The organism is Streptomyces griseoaurantiacus (assembly GCF_036189845.1).
Classification (GTDB): Bacteria; Actinomycetota; Actinomycetes; order Streptomycetales; family Streptomycetaceae; genus Streptomyces; species Streptomyces griseoaurantiacus.
Map to the genome: position 1 here is coordinate 4,687,745 of NZ_CP108326.1, position 14,909 is coordinate 4,702,653.

The 14,909-nt window shown below is 71.7% G+C and carries 15 protein-coding genes; 14 read left to right on the forward strand and 1 reads right to left on the reverse strand.

The genetic code is table 11. The annotated features are described in order from the left end of the window. The first annotated feature begins 2 nt into the window (after positions 1 to 2). From OHB09_RS20975 to OHB09_RS21020, 10 genes are all read left to right on the forward strand, one after another. The gene (locus tag OHB09_RS20975) at positions 3 to 1,343 is read left to right on the forward strand and encodes a CpaF family protein (RefSeq protein ID WP_006138146.1); all 1,341 of its coding nucleotides are present in this window, start codon (positions 3 to 5) and stop codon (positions 1,341 to 1,343) included. 35 nt (positions 1,344 to 1,378) lie between these two features. Then, positions 1,379 to 2,326 (forward strand): type II secretion system F family protein, encoded by a 948-nt coding sequence (locus OHB09_RS20980; protein ID WP_093597247.1) that lies wholly within the window; start codon positions 1,379 to 1,381, stop codon positions 2,324 to 2,326. 20 nt (positions 2,327 to 2,346) lie between these two features. Then, a complete protein-coding gene (locus tag OHB09_RS20985) occupies positions 2,347 to 3,237 on the forward strand; it encodes a DUF5936 domain-containing protein (protein WP_093597244.1) in 891 nt (296 codons plus the stop codon). A gap of 1 nt (position 3,238) precedes the next feature. Beyond that, positions 3,239 to 4,516 (forward strand): sensor histidine kinase, encoded by a 1,278-nt coding sequence (locus tag OHB09_RS20990; RefSeq protein ID WP_191851534.1) that lies wholly within the window; start codon positions 3,239 to 3,241, stop codon positions 4,514 to 4,516. Further along, positions 4,509 to 5,255, forward strand: coding sequence for a response regulator transcription factor (locus tag OHB09_RS20995; RefSeq protein WP_328918566.1), 747 nt, complete (start codon positions 4,509 to 4,511; stop codon positions 5,253 to 5,255). Before OHB09_RS20990 ends, OHB09_RS20995 begins: the two co-directional genes overlap by 8 nt. 105 nt (positions 5,256 to 5,360) lie before the next feature. Next, entirely contained in the window at positions 5,361 to 5,570 is a 210-nt protein-coding gene (locus OHB09_RS21000; protein ID WP_328728593.1) for a hypothetical protein, read from the forward strand. 32 nt (positions 5,571 to 5,602) lie between these two features. Further along, positions 5,603 to 6,172, forward strand: coding sequence for a pilus assembly protein TadG-related protein (locus OHB09_RS21005; RefSeq protein ID WP_328923041.1), 570 nt, complete (start codon positions 5,603 to 5,605; stop codon positions 6,170 to 6,172). 15 nt (positions 6,173 to 6,187) lie between these two features. Further along, positions 6,188 to 6,784, forward strand: coding sequence for a hypothetical protein (locus tag OHB09_RS21010; protein ID WP_328728592.1), 597 nt, complete (start codon positions 6,188 to 6,190; stop codon positions 6,782 to 6,784). 3 nt (positions 6,785 to 6,787) lie between these two features. After that, positions 6,788 to 7,444, forward strand: a complete 657-nt coding sequence (locus OHB09_RS21015) for an OmpA family protein (RefSeq protein ID WP_328918565.1) — start codon at positions 6,788 to 6,790, stop codon at positions 7,442 to 7,444. A 63-nt stretch (positions 7,445 to 7,507) separates the two neighbouring features. Continuing rightward, positions 7,508 to 8,278: a class I SAM-dependent methyltransferase gene (locus tag OHB09_RS21020; protein WP_328918564.1), complete on the forward strand. Its 771-nt coding sequence runs from the start codon at positions 7,508 to 7,510 to the stop codon at positions 8,276 to 8,278. Positions 8,279 to 8,628: 350 nt separating this feature from the next. Here OHB09_RS21020 and OHB09_RS21025 read toward each other — a convergent pair whose 3' ends face one another. Further along, a complete protein-coding gene (locus OHB09_RS21025; RefSeq protein WP_328918563.1) occupies positions 8,629 to 8,979 on the reverse strand; it encodes a DUF192 domain-containing protein in 351 nt (116 codons plus the stop codon). 580 nt (positions 8,980 to 9,559) lie between these two features. Between OHB09_RS21025 and OHB09_RS21030 the strand changes: the two genes are divergently transcribed. From OHB09_RS21030 to OHB09_RS21045, 4 genes are all read left to right on the forward strand, one after another. Continuing rightward, a complete protein-coding gene (locus tag OHB09_RS21030; RefSeq protein WP_328918562.1) occupies positions 9,560 to 10,333 on the forward strand; it encodes an isoprenyl transferase in 774 nt (257 codons plus the stop codon). A gap of 390 nt (positions 10,334 to 10,723) precedes the next feature. Beyond that, on the forward strand, positions 10,724 to 12,049 hold the full coding sequence (locus tag OHB09_RS21035; protein ID WP_006138128.1) for a PhoH family protein: 1,326 nt from the start codon (positions 10,724 to 10,726) through the stop codon (positions 12,047 to 12,049). A gap of 440 nt (positions 12,050 to 12,489) precedes the next feature. After that, a complete protein-coding gene (locus OHB09_RS21040; protein WP_006138126.1) occupies positions 12,490 to 13,185 on the forward strand; it encodes an aggregation-promoting factor C-terminal-like domain-containing protein in 696 nt (231 codons plus the stop codon). 149 nt (positions 13,186 to 13,334) lie between these two features. After that, on the forward strand, positions 13,335 to 14,900 hold the full coding sequence (locus OHB09_RS21045; protein WP_191851528.1) for an AI-2E family transporter: 1,566 nt from the start codon (positions 13,335 to 13,337) through the stop codon (positions 14,898 to 14,900). Positions 14,901 to 14,909 lie beyond the last annotated feature (9 nt).

Consider the following 14,909-nt stretch of genomic DNA (forward strand, 5'->3'; position numbering starts at 1 on the left):
ACATGAGCCTCCGCTCCCGCCTCGCCACCCCGGACGACGGCAGGACCGCCCGCGAGGACGGCCACCTCGTCGCCGTCTACCGCGCCAAGCTCCTCGAGGAGATCGACCTCGCGGAGATGTCCGGCCTCGCCGCCACCGAACGCCGCACCCGCCTCGAACGCGTCCTCGGCCACCTCATCAGCCGCGAAGGCCCGGTCCTCTCCTCCGCGGAACGCTCCCAGCTCATCCGCCGCGTCGTCGACGAGGCACTCGGCCTCGGCGTCCTCGAACCGCTCCTCGCCGACGCCTCCATCACCGAGATCATGGTCAACGGCCCCGACTCGATCTTCGTCGAGCGGGCCGGCCGCGTCGAACAGCTCCCACTGCGCTTCGCCTCCACCGAGCAGCTCATGCAGACGATCGAACGCATCGTCTCCACCGTCAACCGCCGCGTCGACGAGTCCACACCCATGGTCGACGCCCGCCTGCCCACCGGCGAACGCGTCAACGTCGTCATCCCACCGCTCTCCCTCACCGGCCCCACCCTCACCATCCGCCGCTTCCCCCGCGCCTACACGCTCCAGGAGCTGATCGGCCTCGGCTCGCTCGACGAGCAGATGCTGATGCTGCTCGCCGCGTTCGTCCGCGCCCGCTTCAACGTCATCGTCAGCGGCGGCACCGGCACCGGGAAGACGACCCTGCTCAACGCGCTCTCCGAGCTGATCCCCGACCGCGAGCGCATCATCACCATCGAGGACTCCGCCGAACTCCAGCTCCAGCAGGAGCACGTGATCCGCCTGGAGTCCCGCCCGCCCAACGTCGAGGGCAAGGGCCGCATCACCATCCGCGACCTCGTCCGCAACTCGCTGCGCATGCGCCCCGACCGGATCATCGTCGGCGAGGTCCGCGGCGGCGAGACCCTCGACATGCTCCAGGCGATGTCCACCGGCCACGACGGCTCACTCGCCACCGTCCACGCCAACTCCGCCGAGGACGCGCTGATGCGGCTGCAGACCCTCGGCTCCATGTCCGAGGTGATGATCCCCTTCGAGGCCCTCAAGGACCAGATCAACTCCGCCGTCGACGTCGTCGTGCAGCTCGCCCGGCACGCCGACGGCTCCCGCAAGATCGTCGAGATCGCCCTCGTCGTCAGCCACGGCCGCGAACAGTTCCGCATCGCCACGGTCTCCCGCTTCGCCGCCGACCCCCTCACCGGCGACCGCGTCGTCCGCGGCCGCTACGAACACCTGCCGCTGCCCCGCCGGGTCGTGGAGAAGCTCTACGTCGCGGGCGAACCCCTGCCCCCCGCCTACGGGGTCGCGGACGCGCTCGACGTGCGGAACATCAGGCAGGCCCTCGGATGACCCCCCGCCCCGTCCCCGTCCCGGAGGTGCCGGCCATGAACAACCAGGCGCTCCTCGCGCTGGGCGCCACCGTCCTCGGCGGCACCCTCGCCGTCGCCGGCGTCCACGCCTACGCCTCCGGGCGCGCCCAGCGCCGCGCCCTGGAGGACCGGCTCGCCGGATTCGGCGGCGGCCCGCCGCGCTCCGCCTCCGGCCGCGCCCGGCACTTCACCGGCGTCGACCGGCGGGTCCGCCGCACCCGCCTGGGCCGCGCCGTCCACCTGCGGCTCACCACCACCGGCCTCGACCTCACGGCCGGCGAGTTCCTCACCTACGTGACCTTCCTCGTCCTCGCCCTCTGGCTGCTCGCGGCCGCCACCCTCGCCCCCTTCTTCGGCCCCCTCGCCGCCCTCGTCGGCGTGTGGAGCGCGGTCGTCTTCCTCAACTGGCAGCGCCAGAAACGCATCGAGGCCTTCATCAACCAGCTCCCCGACGTCGCCCGCCTCCTCGCCAACGCCACCGCCGCCGGACTCGCCCTGCGCACCGCGCTCGCCATGGCCGCCGAGGAACTGGAGGCCCCCGCCGGCGAGGAACTGGCCCGTGTCGCCGACCAGCTCAGCCTGGGCCGCACCGTCGACGACGCCCTCGGCGAACTCGCCGAACGGCTCCCCTCCCGCGAGCTGATCGTCCTCGTCACCACCCTCGTGCTGTCCAACAAGGCGGGCGGCTCCGTCGTCAGCTCGCTGCGCAACCTCACCCAGACCCTGGAGGACCGCAAGGAGACCCGCCGCGAGGTGCGCACCATGCTCTCCGAGGTCAACGCCACCGCCTTCACCGTCCCCATGCTGGGTCTCGGCTCCCTCGTCCTGGTGAACTCCTCGAACGAGGGCGCCCTGGAACGCGTCACCGGCTCCCCGCTCGGCCAGGCCCTGGTGCTGATCTCCCTCGCCCTCTACACCGTCGGCTTCCTCGTCATCCGCCGCCTCGGCCGGATCGAAGTCTGAGGGAAGGGACCGAACAGGCCATGCTGCCCCTGCTCCTCGCACTCCTGACGGCCGCCTCCGTCGCCGGGGTCCTGCTCGGCATCCGCATGATCCGCGCGGAGGCCAAGCTCCCCACCGACCTCGCCCTCGCCCTGGAGATCGGCGCCACCCGCGTCTCCACGGCCGGCTCCGCCGTCGACCGCCTCGGCATGCGGTTCGCCCCCCTCGTCCTGCGCCTCATGGGACCCCGCCGCACCGACGCCAAACGCCGCCGCATCGACATGGCCGGCAACCCCGGCGGCCTCACCCTCGACCGCTACGCCGCCCGCCGCGCCGTCTACGGCTTCTTCGGCGCGTTCATGGCCCTCGTCTTCCTCACCACGGGACACTGGCTGATCGCGCTCGCCACCCTCGCCTTCGGGCTGCTCGCCGCCGACGCCCTCATCTGGCAGGCCATCCGCGACCGCAAGGACGTCATCGACCGCACCCTGCCCGACTTCCTCGACGTCCTCGCCGTCGTCGTCTCCGCCGGCCTCGGCTTCCGGCAGGCGCTGGACCGCGTCGCCGAACGGTACGAGGGCCCCTGGGCCGACGAACTGCGCATCACCCTGCGCCAGATGGACATGGGCGTCAGCCGCCGCCAGGCCTTCGACGAACTGCGCCGCCGGAACACCTCCGAACAGGTCGCCCAGTTCGTCTCGGCGCTCCAGCAGGGCGAGGAACTCGGCTCGCCCATCGCCGACACGCTCATCCAGCTCGCCACCGACATGCGCCGCACCGACGCGCAGAACGCCCGCCGCCGCGCCGCCAAGACCATCCCCAAGGCCACCATGGTCACCCTGGTCTTCATGCTCCCGGCCACGATGATCCTCATCGCCACCGGCATGTTCCTCGGCTCCGGCACGAACTTCGGCTCGATCCTGGGGCGCTGAGATGACCATGCCGCACACCCGGGGCTACCTGGAGGACGACGCCCCCGCCCCGCCCACCCTCCGTCTCCAGCTCGGCGCCCTGCAGACCCTGTGCCGCCAGACCTTCGCGGTGCGCCTGGCCGCCCTGCTCGTCGGCACCCCCTTCGCCCTCGCGAACACCGGCACCGGCGCCCCCCGCTACGCGGCGCTCGCCGCCGCCGTCCTCGGCATCACCGCCTCCTACGCCATGCTCCGCGACTGGCACCGCTTCGGCCCCCGCGTCCTGGCCCACCCCGGCCTCATGGCCCTGGACCTCCTCTTCGTGGCGACCCTCCTGTTCGCCGCCTCCCCGGCCTCCCCCCTCGCCTACGCCACCGTCTGCACCCCCCTGCTCTCCGGCCTCCTCTACGGCTGGCGCGGCACCGGCGTCCTCACCGGCCTCCAGCTCGTCGTCCTCGTCACGGTCTTCCGCGCCTGGTCCCACCACCCGGGCGCGGGCGCCAACACCGCGCTCCTCGCCGGGTTCTGCGTCGCCGCGGGCATCATCGGCGTGACCCTGCGCAACCTGGTCTTCCGCTTCGGCGCGGCGGGGCAGGCCCTCGCCGAGGTCAACGCACGGCTCGCCGTCGCCGAGGCCCTCGCCGCCGAACGCGCTCGGTTGGCCCGCGAGATGCACGACTCGGTGGCCAAGACCCTGCACGGCCTCGCCCTGACGGCGGAGGCCCTGGCCGCCTCCGCCGACCACGCCGACCCCGGCACCCTCAAGCGGCAGGCCGTCACCGTCGCGGCCGCCGCCCGCCGCGCCGCCACCGAGTCCCGCCACGTCCTGACCCACCTGCGCACCCGCACGGACACCCGGGCACCGGCCGACCTGGCCGAGGAACTGCGCGCCCACGCGGCCGACTTCACCGCGCGCACGGACATCCCGACCACGCTCGACCTCGGCGCCCACCCGGACCTCCCCCCGGACACCGTCCACCACCTCCTGGCGATCACCTCGGAGGCACTGGAGAACGTCCGCCGCCACGCCCGGGCCGGCCATGTGCGGCTCACCCTCGCGACGGCACCGCCCGAAGCCCTCGTCCTGCGCGTCGAGGACGACGGCACGGGCCTCCCGCAGCCGGTGCCGCAGCTCGCCGACCTGACGCGATCCGGCCACTTCGGACTGCTCGGCATGGCCGAGCGCGCCCGGTCCCTCGGCGGGGACCTCAGCCTCACCGGCGGCCCCCTCGGCGGCACGGTCGTCGAGGTCCGCGCCCCCGCGCTCCCCGCTCCGCACAAGGAGGCGGCACATGTCTGACCAGGCACGATCCCTACGGGTACTGGTGGCCGACGACAACCCTGTCGTCCGGGCGGGCCTGAGCGCACTGCTCGGCGCCCACCCCGGCATCCGGGTCGTCGCCGAGGCCCCCGACGGCGCGGAGGCCCTCACCCTCGCGGCCCGCCACCACCCCGACGTCATCCTCCTCGACGCCCGCATGCCGGGCACCGACGGCCTCACGGCCCTGCCCGAACTGTCCCGCCTCGCCCCGGTCCTGATGATCACCTACAGTGCGGAACCCGAGGTCAGGACGGAGGCCGCCCGCCGGGGCGCGAGGGGCTACCTGGTCCACGGCCGGTTCACCACCGCCGAACTCCTCGACGCGGTGAGGGCGACGGCGGAGGCGTCCGGGGCAGCGGCGGGGCCGCTGCCCCTCCCTGTCCGGTCTTCGCCCCCCACCCGCCACGAACCGCACGAATTCCCTTCGCACCTGCAACCGCGCGTGGCACAGTCGTCCAAGGCACGCTTCGCCCGCGCGACCGCTTTCGGCCGCCGCCCGCCCGAACACCGGGACTTCGGGCTGAGCTCACGGGAGGTGGAGGTCATGGATCTCATCGCGTCCGGCATGAACAACCGCCAGATCGCCGCCACCTGCTTCATCAGCGAGAAGACGGTCAAGAACCACATCAACCGCATCTTCGCGAAGCTGCACAGCGCCTCCCGCAGCGAGGCCATCGCCCACTGGCTCGGCACCGCCCACCAAGGGCGGCCGGCATGACCCCACGCCCGCACGGAAGTTGGGCCCCCGGACCCACGCAAAGTAGACGCCTTCTCACGTACGGTGTCGACGTCGGCTGTGCCACGGAACGGGAGGGCAGACGAGATGAGCCGCTTCAGCCGCTTCACCCGGTGGAGAAAGACCGTCGTCTCCCGCATGCGCGAGGCGGGACGGGACACGGGGGCGGGGTTCGTGGAGTACGCGGGCCTGATGATCATCATTGCGGGGATCTTCACGCTGATCGACAGTTTGGGACTGGACGGTCTGATCTCGACCGCAATACTGAACGCCGTCCAAGACGTCATCGGCGGCTGAGGCGCCTTCTGCGGGCGGACGAGGGGCAGATTCTGCCGCTCTACATCTGGCTGACGGCGATTCTGCTCTTCGCCGCCCTGGCCTTCTTCGTCTTCGCCCAGGCGGCCTCCGCCCGTAACGGTGCCCAGTCCGCGGCGGACGCCGCCGCGCTGGCAGCCGCACAGGACGCCCGCGACGAGCTCGTGGACCGCCTGGGTGCCGGCATAGGCCATGACGAGGACTGGCTGGGCTGGCTGGACGGCAAGTTCTCCGGTGGTGAGGGGGCCGACGCCGCAGCTCAGGAACTGGCTGCCCAGAACGATTCGACGGTCCAGGGCGGGGCCCAACCGGTCGTGCGCGACGGTCACCCCGGCTTCGAGGTGGCCGTGCAGACGAACTACACGGTGGGCGAGTCGATCATCCCGGGCACCGAAGGCAAGCACGCCCGCGCCCACGCCGTTGCGATCATCCAGCCACGGTGTGACGTCGACCTGGACGCTGATCCCGAGAAACCCGTGGAACTGCACTGTGACGGCCAGACGGTGAACATCGATCCAACCGACTTCGATCCGGACGACCTGCCCGACGCGTCCGTGTTGTTCTCCGTGCATCTGGCCGAGTGAAAGGAATCCGTACCGATGACGTACCGGCACACCAGGAAGGGCCGCAGGGCGCTGAGCGCGGTGGCGATCACGGCTGGGCTGCTCCTCACGGTGGCCGGCTGCGGTGGAGGAGGTGACGACGGTAAGGACTCTTCTTCGTCGTCGGCTCCGGGGAAGACAAGCGACGGAGGGAAGGAAGAGGGGAAGAAGGAGTCCGAGCAGCCGTCGTCCGACACAGTGCTTGCCGAGGTCAAGGGGGAGAATGGGATCACCCTCGCGGTGACCTCCGCCAAGCGCACCGACGGTGGGTTCGTGACCGTCGAGGGTACGGTCACCAACAACACCGACAACACCTGGATCGCGGCGAGTTGGCGAGGCGACGAGCGGGAGTTGGCCAAGAACGGGGCATCCATCGCCGGGGCCACCCTGATCGATCCGCAGGGCAAGAAGAAGTACCTCATCCTGCGGGACACTTCGGGACGTTGCCTGTGTACGCAGTTCACCGGCGGCGTACGGCAAGGCGAGACCTCATCGTGGTTCGCCCAGTTCCCCGCCCCACCCGAGGACACCACCAAGGTCGACTTCCAGGTGGGCGCCATGCCGCCCGCCTCCATCGAGATCTCCGAGGGGTGACCCGTGGCCGCCGCCCCCGCCCTGACCACCACCACCGTCGCCCTCCTCACCGTGCTCGCCCTCTCCGCGCCCACCCCCGCGCTCGGGGACGGCGGGGATCCCAGCCGTCCGCCCGGTACCGTCGAGACCTCCCCGCCCCCCACCGTCGACCCGAACAGCCCGGGCCTCAAGCTCGCCGACGGGGCCACGCTGGCCGCCGCGAAGGTGCTGGACATCAAGTCGGTCGTGGAGGACCTCGGCGGTGAGGAGCGCCGGGAGGACACCAATGAGAACGTCACGTTCGCACTCCAGGCGGAGGTGCTGTTCCCCAAGGACAGCCCGAAGCTGAATCCGGAGGCGCGGTCCCGGATCGACGCGATCGCCGAGGAGATCAAGAAGCAGAACGCGCAGGCCGTCCGCGTCTTCGGCTTCACCGACAACCTCGGCTCGTACGCGCACGGTCTGGTCCTGTCCAAACGCCGTGCGGAGGCCGTGCACGACGAGCTGGCCTCGCGGCTCGACGGCGACGTCACCTTCGAGGTGCGGGGCTACAGCGAGGACTATCCGATCGCCGACAACACCTCGGAGCAGGGGCGCCGCAAGAACCGGCGCGTGGAGGTGTCGTTCCCGAGGAGCGGGGCGGCCTCGGACGGTTCCGGTGGGAGCGGTACGGCCTCGTAGAGGAGCCGGGGCGGCGGGAAACCGTTCGCCGCACCGGCAGGCGCTCTGGCAGCATCACGCCTCATGGACGTCCCCACCTTCGAAGAGCTGATCGCCGAGGGCGAGGCCGTGCCCGTCGAGGGGTGGGACTTCTCCTGGTTCGAGGGACGGGCCACCGAGGCGCGGCCCTCCTGGGGGTACGCGCGGGGCATGGCCCGCCGCCTGGCGAGGGCGAAGGCGGCCCTCGACATCCAGACCGGTGGTGGCGAGGTGCTGCACTCCGCTCCCGCGCTGCCCCTCCTGACGGTCGCCACCGAGGGGTGGCCGCCCAACGTCGCCAGGGCCACCGCCCTGCTCGGGCCGCGCGGGGTCGCGGTGGTCGCCTCGCCCGAGGACGCGCCGCTGCCCTTCGCGGACGGCGCCTTCGACCTCGTCACCAGCAGGCATCCGGTGCGCACCCACTGGGCGGAGATCGCACGGGTCCTGCGCCCCGGTGGCACGTACTACTCCCAGCAGGTCGGACAGGAGAGCGTCTTCGAGCTGGCCGAGTACTTCCTGGGGCCGCTGCCCGAGGAGGCGTACCGCGCGCGTGATCCCGAGGAGGCCCGCGCGGCCGCACGGGCCGCCGGGCTCGACGTGGTCGACCTGCGGGCGGAGCGTCTGCGGATGGAGTTCCACGACGTCGCCGCCGTGGTCCACTTCCTCCGCAAGGTCATCTGGATCGTCCCCGGCTTCACCACGGCGGACCACCTGCCCCGGCTCCGCGCGCTCCACGAGCGCATCTCCGCCCGGGGCCCCTTCGTGGCCCACAGCAGCCGCTTCCTGATCGAGGCGCGCAAGCCGGCGCACGCCTGAGGGAGCGCGGCCCCGCACCGCGGGACCGCTCCCCCCCCCGAGCCCTCACCGTTGTCCACATCGTTACCGCCGCACCCTCGCCCCGGGACCCTCTTGTCCCGTAAGTTCGGACCAAGTTAATTCGCGTCAGCAAAGTGCTGCGCGGGCGGGGATCCGCGCAGTGGAGGGGGCTGCGCGGGGCCCACTGCCCACCGGCTCAAGCCGTGAACCCACCGGCTCAAGCCGTGAACCCACCGGCTCAAGCCGTGAACCCATCGGCCCAAGCCGTGAACCCATCGGCCCAAGCCGTGAACCCACCCTGCCGAAGCCGTGACTCCACCGGCCCGCCACGGCGGCTCGGCCGACCGTGCTCACGCCTCCCGCACCGCGAGCACCACCCCCGGGCGCACTCCCCACCGTTCCAGCGCACCGGCCTCCGCCTCCAGGACGTGCCGTGTCCACGGCCGGGGCAGCCCCACTCGTCCGGGCCGCATCGTCCGTACCGCCCGCACCCGCATCGCCCGGTCCAGGTAGGCCACGTCGACGGCGAACCGCATCCCCACCGTGTGCACCACGCTCGCCGGACTGAGCAGCAGCGCCCCCTCGACGCCGTCCCGCCCGAGCAGTCCCCGCTGCCGCTCCCGGCGCGAGCTCGCGATCTCCAGCGGTACCGGCCCGAGCCTCGCCCCGGCACCCTCCACGAAGAACACCGCCGCTCGCATCCCGACCCCCTCCGGCCGTCCGGGCTCTTCACACCCCTCACGGCCGGCGGCCGGGTGCCCGGGAAAAGAGAACGGGCCGGTCCGTGGGGGGGAAACGGACCGGCCCGAGGGGGGGAGTTCCACCATAACCCTTCGTGAGGGGTGATGCGTGCATCAGCACCGAACAACTACTCTCCGCATTCGCCCGACCGCGACGAGCTGACCGACGGAACTTCCGGTCGAGCGGGCCGATTGACCGAATCGCGTTGGATTCGAAGGTGTGACGACCTCTTCGTAGACACCTTCACAGGTTTTACGTACGCATGTCGGAGGGTGGGTGTCGAGTCATCGGCGTGTTCCCGCATCCCCCGGGCGGGTGAACGGAGGAGGGGGGTGACCCCGCGCCCTCCTCTCTCCTCCCGCCCCTCAACTGCCCCCCGCCGGGCCGGTCCCCGACGTCCCCTGGGCCGGGGGCCCCGGCGCGCAGCGGTAGGCTTCGCCCCCCGGGACCGCCATTCGGACGGCAGGGCCGCCACGGCCACACGGAGAAGGCCGACACGGCCGCACGGATCCCGATCCACACGGAGGGGCTGACAATCTCGTGAACCTGCGCGACAACCTGCGCCGCCTGCTGGTCAGGGTCTACGCACGCAGGGTGGAGGGCCACCTCGACCACGACCAGGTGCCCAAGCACATCGGCGTGATCATGGACGGCAACCGGCGCTGGGCGAAGGCCGCCGGCTCCACCACCGCGCAGGGCCACCGGGCGGGCGCCGACAAGATCGAGGAATTCCTCGGCTGGTGCAGCGAGACGGACGTCGAGGTCGTCACGCTCTGGCTGTTCTCCACGGACAACTTCGACCGACCGCAGGAGGAACTGGTCCCGCTCTTCGGGATCATCGAGGACGTCGCGCGTTCCCTCGCCGCCGACGGCCGCTGGCGCGTGCACCACGTGGGCGCCCTCGACCTGCTGCCGCCGGGGATGCAGACGGTGCTGAAGGAGGCCGAGGAGGCCACCGCGGACGTCGACGGGATACTGGTCAACGTCGCCATCGGCTACGGCGGCCGCCAGGAGATCGCCGACGCCGTCCGCTCCATGCTCCACGACGCCCGGCAGAAGGGCACGACGATGGAGCAGCTCGCCGAGTCCGTCGACATCGACATGATCGGCCGGCACCTCTACACGAGTGACCAGCCCGACCCCGACCTGGTCATCCGCACCAGCGGTGAACAGCGGCTGTCCGGCTTCATGCTCTGGCAGACGGCCCACTCGGAGTACTACTTCTGCGACGTGTTCTGGCCGGCCTTCCGCAAGGTCGACTTCCTGCGCGCACTGCGCGACTACGCGGCCCGCCACCGCCGTTTCGGCGGCTGACCCACCGCGGTCCCGGCGGTCGACCCACCGTCGCTCCGGCGGCCCGCACCGCCGCCCCGGACTCCCCTAGCCCCCCTTCGACCCCTCCCCGCGCGCCCCACGTCACCCGGAGTTCACCGGGCCGCCCCGGCGACCCCTTGCATGGCCGCAGGCCGAACAGGGCATAAGCCAGTCAGGTCGACACCCGAACCACGGGTGTCGTATCTCAGCGGACGGCACGGGGCCGTCCGCCCGGGAGGCCCTTTGCACCAGCCCGACCGTGCGGTCTCAGCACGGGACGCAGACGCGGAGGGCCGGTCGCCGGCTTCCGCGATGCGTGCATCGCGGCCGTCGACCGGTCCAGCTCCTCTCCGTCGCTCCCCGACCTCTTCCGAGGGGGTACGTCCTTCCGTGGTGACCAGCACACAGCGCCGCAAGTCCGACCGGCGCACCTACGTTCTCGACACCAGCGTCCTGCTGGCCGACCCGAACGCCCTGACCCGCTTCGAGGAACACGAGGTCGTGCTCCCCATCGTGGTGGTCACGGAACTGGAGGCCAAGCGGCACCATCCCGAACTCGGCTACTTCGCCCGGCAGGCCCTGCGCCTGCTGGACGACTACCGGGTGCGGTACGGACGCCTCGACGCCCCCATCCCGATCGGGGAACTCGGCGGCACGATCCGGGTCGAGCTGAACCACTCCGACCCCAGCGTCCTGCCGAGCGGCTACCGCCTGGGGGACAACGACTCCCGCATCCTCGCGGTCGCCCGCAACCTGCAGGCCGAGGGGTTCGACGTCACCGTCGTGTCGAAGGACCTCCCGCTGCGGATCAAGGCCTCCTCGGTGGGCCTCCTCGCCGAGGAGTACCGGGCGGAGCTCGCCATCACGGACGCCTCCGGGTGGACCGGGATGTCGGAACTGACCCTGCCGGGCGAACAGGTGGACGTCCTCTTCGAGGAGGGACACGTGTACGTGCCGGAGGCGGCCGACCTGCCCGTGCACACGGGGCTGACGATCCAGTCGGAGCGCGGCAGGGCGCTCGGCCGGGTCACCGCCGAGGGCACCGTCCGGCTGGTGCGCGGCGACCGGGAGGCGTTCGGCATCAAGGGGCGCAGCGCCGAGCAGCGTGTCGCGCTCGACCTGCTGCTCGACCCGGACGTCGGGATCGTGTCGATGGGCGGCCGGGCCGGCACCGGCAAGTCGGCGCTGGCGCTGTGCGCCGGTCTGGAGGCGGTGCTGGAGCGCCGTCAGCACCAGAAGGTGATGGTCTTCCGGCCGCTGTACGCGGTGGGCGGGCAGGAGCTCGGCTATCTGCCGGGCAGCGAGGCCGAGAAGATGAGCCCTTGGGCGCAGGCGGTCTTCGACACCCTGTCGGCCGTGACCTCGCGCGAGGTCATCGAGGAGGTCACCGCGCGCGGCATGCTGGAGGTGCTGCCGCTGACGCACATCCGCGGCCGGTCCCTGCACGACGCGTTCGTGATCGTGGACGAGGCCCAGTCCCTGGAGCGGAACGTGCTCCTGACGGTCCTCTCCCGGATCGGCGCCAATTCGCGGGTGGTCCTCACCCACGACGTGGCGCAGCGGGACAACCTTCGGGTGGGCCGTTACGACGGCGTGGTGGCGGTCGTGGAGAAGCTGAAGGGGCACCCGCTTTTCGCCCATGTGACGCTGAACCGGTCCGAACGCTCCCAGATCGCCGCACTGGTGACCGAGATGCTGGAAGAGGGGCACATCTAGCGATTCACCGCGCTTCGGCGCGGTTCCGCTCAACTCATCGCATTCGCACGGCAGTTGGCGCCGTCCGGCAACAAGGCACAAGAGCCTAGCCGGGCGGCGCCCCGTTGTGTGCGGTTTTCCGTGGTTCCGCTGGGGCCGGCGGGGTGTGAGCTTTCACACGCAACACTGAATTGATTCCCGGCATCGGGTTACGGCAGAGTCTCGGTTCTGTCAGGCCCCGCATACGACACAGCCGTACCCCCAGCGGTTCGGCGCACCGGAAACAGCACCAACTCCATAGAGCCGTCGTATGCCGCCCGAGCACCACACGGCACTTCCGTCACGGGAGTCGCCCACCGGGCCCGTGCCTCCCGTGACCCCGTAGGTGGGAGGCCAGTGACAAGGGGCACGATCGCGTCCGCCCAGGGTCACCTCAGCGGGCGATGCTGGAAGGAAACCGTGTGAGCCGGATCTCGGTCCGGGGATTCGCAGTGGCCTCCGCCACCGCGGTCACCGCCGTCGGTAGCGTTGTCGGCGTTGCCTCGGGCAGCGTTGCCCAGAACAACGACGCGGAGGCGGCCACCGCCGACGCGACGCTCCTGTCGGACATCCCCGTGGGCACGCAGGCCCAGGTACAGACCGCGTCCCTCGCGCAGCAGGCCGACGCACAGGCCATCGCCGCGGACACCAGCGCCCGCAAGGACGCCGAGGCGGCCGCGCGCAAGGCCGCCGCCAAGAGCGCCGTCGCCAAGAAGGCGGCGGCCGAGAAGGCGGCGAACGATGCCAAGGAGCGGGCGAAGCAGAAGAAGGAGTCCAGCCGCAGCGCCACGCGGGACGCCTCGACCTTCTCCGTCCAGAGTTCGTACACCATCGCCCAGGTCCAGGCGATCGCCCGGCAGATCGTGCCGAGCGGCCAGTTCCAGTGCTTCAGCAACATCGTGAACCACGAGTCGAGCTGGAACTACAAGGCGACCAACCCCTCCTCGGGTGCCTACGGCCTCGTCCAGGCCCTGCCCGCCGGCAAGATGGCCTCGGCCGGCGCCGACTGGCAGACCAACCCGGCCACCCAGATCAAGTGGGGCCTGAACTACATGAACCAGCGCTACGGCAGCCCGTGCGACGCCTGGTCCTACTGGCAGGCGAACGGGAACTACTGAGCCTTCGGTTCCCACCGGTCCGCCGGCGCTCCCCGCTCAACCCCGCACAGCCCCTCTCCGTCATACGGGGAGGGGCTGTTGCCCTGTAGCGTTCCATCCGACAGCTCCAGGGGGGAGTGGTGGGGAAAAGCGGGGGAAGAGGACGGACCATGTCACGAGTGCCGGAGTGGCTCGGCCGGGCCGGTGCCCGGCTGACCGAGTTGGGTGAGCGGCTCGACGCGCGACGCGCGGAGGTCGAGGGCGAGCAGGACGTACCGGGCGGGCCGAAACAGCCGCCACGGCGGCCCGGCGGTACGCCCGGCGGCGACGGCCGCCCGGTGGCCGACGCAGCCGAGCCCGCCGGCGCCCCGGGCTCCGCGGACTCGGCCGGCGTCACCGACGCGAGCGCCTCCGAGGCGACCACGTCCGCCGGTCCGTCCGGGGAAAGCGGGTCTTCGGGGTCCGGGACCGCCGCGCCGGAGGACACCCGCTGGGAGGCCGAGGCCGAGGCGGGGGAGCCCCCGCCCGGTGCGCCGGTGGCCGCGGACTCCGCGCGCACGGCCCGCCCACCGGCGGGAGCCACCGCCTCCGCCGCGCTCGCCCCCGTCGTCGTCCGGCCGCGGCGGCCCGATCCCGCGCAGGCCGTGCCGTGGGGCGTGCGGGTCGCGGCCGAGGCCGGCTGGCGGCTGCTCGTGCTGGCCGGGACGGTGTGGGTGCTGATGCGGGTCATCAGCGCCGTACGGCTCGTGGTGCTGGCGTTCGTCGCCGCACTGCTCATCACGGCGATACTCCAGCCGACGGTGGCCCGGCTCCGGCGCCACGGCGTACCGCGCGGCCTGGCGACGGCGCTCACCGCGGTCCTCGGCTTCGTCGTCATGGGGCTCATCGGATGGTTCGTCACCTGGCAGGTGATGGAGAACATCGACAACCTCTCCGACCAGATCCAGGACGGCATCGACGATCTGCGCCGCTGGCTGCTGAACAGCCCCTTCCACGTGACGGACAAGCAGATCAACGCCATCGCGAAGAACCTGCGGGAGGCGATCGGGGCCAACACCGACCAGATAACGTCGGCCGGCCTGGAGGGCGTCACGGTCATCGTGGAGGGCCTGACGGGCATCCTGCTGACCGTCTTCTCCACCCTGTTCCTGCTCTACGACGGGCGGCGCATCTGGGAGTGGTCCCTCAAGCTGGTCCCGGCGGCGGCGCGGCCGGGCGTCGCGGGCGCGGGTCCGCGGGCCTGGCGCACGCTGACGGCCTATGTGCGCGGCACGGTGATCGTGGCGCTGATCGACGCCATCTTCATCGGGCTGGGGATCTACTTCCTCGAGGTGCCGATGGCGGTGCCGCTGGCCGTGTTCATCTTCCTGTTCGCGTTCATCCCGCTGGTGGGCGCGGTCGTGTCGGGAGCGCTGGCGGTGGTCGTGGCGCTGGTGACGCAGGGCGTGTTCGCGGCGGTGATGACCCTCGTGGTGGTGCTGGCGGTGCAGCAGATCGAGGGCCACATCCTGCAGCCGTTCATCCTGGGCCGTGCGGTGCGGGTGCATCCGCTGGCCGTGGTGCTGTCGGTGGCGGCGGGCGGGATGATCGCCGGGATCGGGGGAGCGGTGGTCGCGGTTCCGCTGGTCGCCGTCACCAACACGGTGGTCGGCTATCTGCGCGCCTACGGCGAGGGCGAGGCACCCGATCCGGACCCGGCGGACCTGGGCCCGGAGCCGGAGCCGACGGCCAAGTAGTCCACGCGA

What these genes read in the sequence shown, in the direction of transcription:
- OHB09_RS20975 (WP_006138146.1), top strand. Translation starts at nt 3, where the DNA reads ATGAGCCTCCGCTCCCGCCTCGCCACCCCGGACGACGGCAGGACCGCC.
- OHB09_RS20980 (WP_093597247.1), top strand. Translation starts at nt 1,379, where the DNA reads ATGAACAACCAGGCGCTCCTCGCGCTGGGCGCCACCGTCCTCGGCGGC.
- OHB09_RS20985 (WP_093597244.1), top strand. Translation starts at nt 2,347, where the DNA reads ATGCTGCCCCTGCTCCTCGCACTCCTGACGGCCGCCTCCGTCGCCGGG.
- OHB09_RS20990 (WP_191851534.1), top strand. Translation starts at nt 3,239, where the DNA reads ATGACCATGCCGCACACCCGGGGCTACCTGGAGGACGACGCCCCCGCC.
- OHB09_RS20995 (WP_328918566.1), top strand. Translation starts at nt 4,509, where the DNA reads ATGTCTGACCAGGCACGATCCCTACGGGTACTGGTGGCCGACGACAAC.
- OHB09_RS21000 (WP_328728593.1), top strand. Translation starts at nt 5,361, where the DNA reads ATGAGCCGCTTCAGCCGCTTCACCCGGTGGAGAAAGACCGTCGTCTCC.
- OHB09_RS21010 (WP_328728592.1), top strand. Translation starts at nt 6,188, where the DNA reads ATGACGTACCGGCACACCAGGAAGGGCCGCAGGGCGCTGAGCGCGGTG.
- OHB09_RS21020 (WP_328918564.1), top strand. Translation starts at nt 7,508, where the DNA reads ATGGACGTCCCCACCTTCGAAGAGCTGATCGCCGAGGGCGAGGCCGTG.
- OHB09_RS21025 (WP_328918563.1), bottom strand. Translation starts at nt 8,979, where the DNA reads ATGCGAGCGGCGGTGTTCTTCGTGGAGGGTGCCGGGGCGAGGCTCGGG.
- OHB09_RS21045 (WP_191851528.1), top strand. Translation starts at nt 13,335, where the DNA reads ATGTCACGAGTGCCGGAGTGGCTCGGCCGGGCCGGTGCCCGGCTGACC.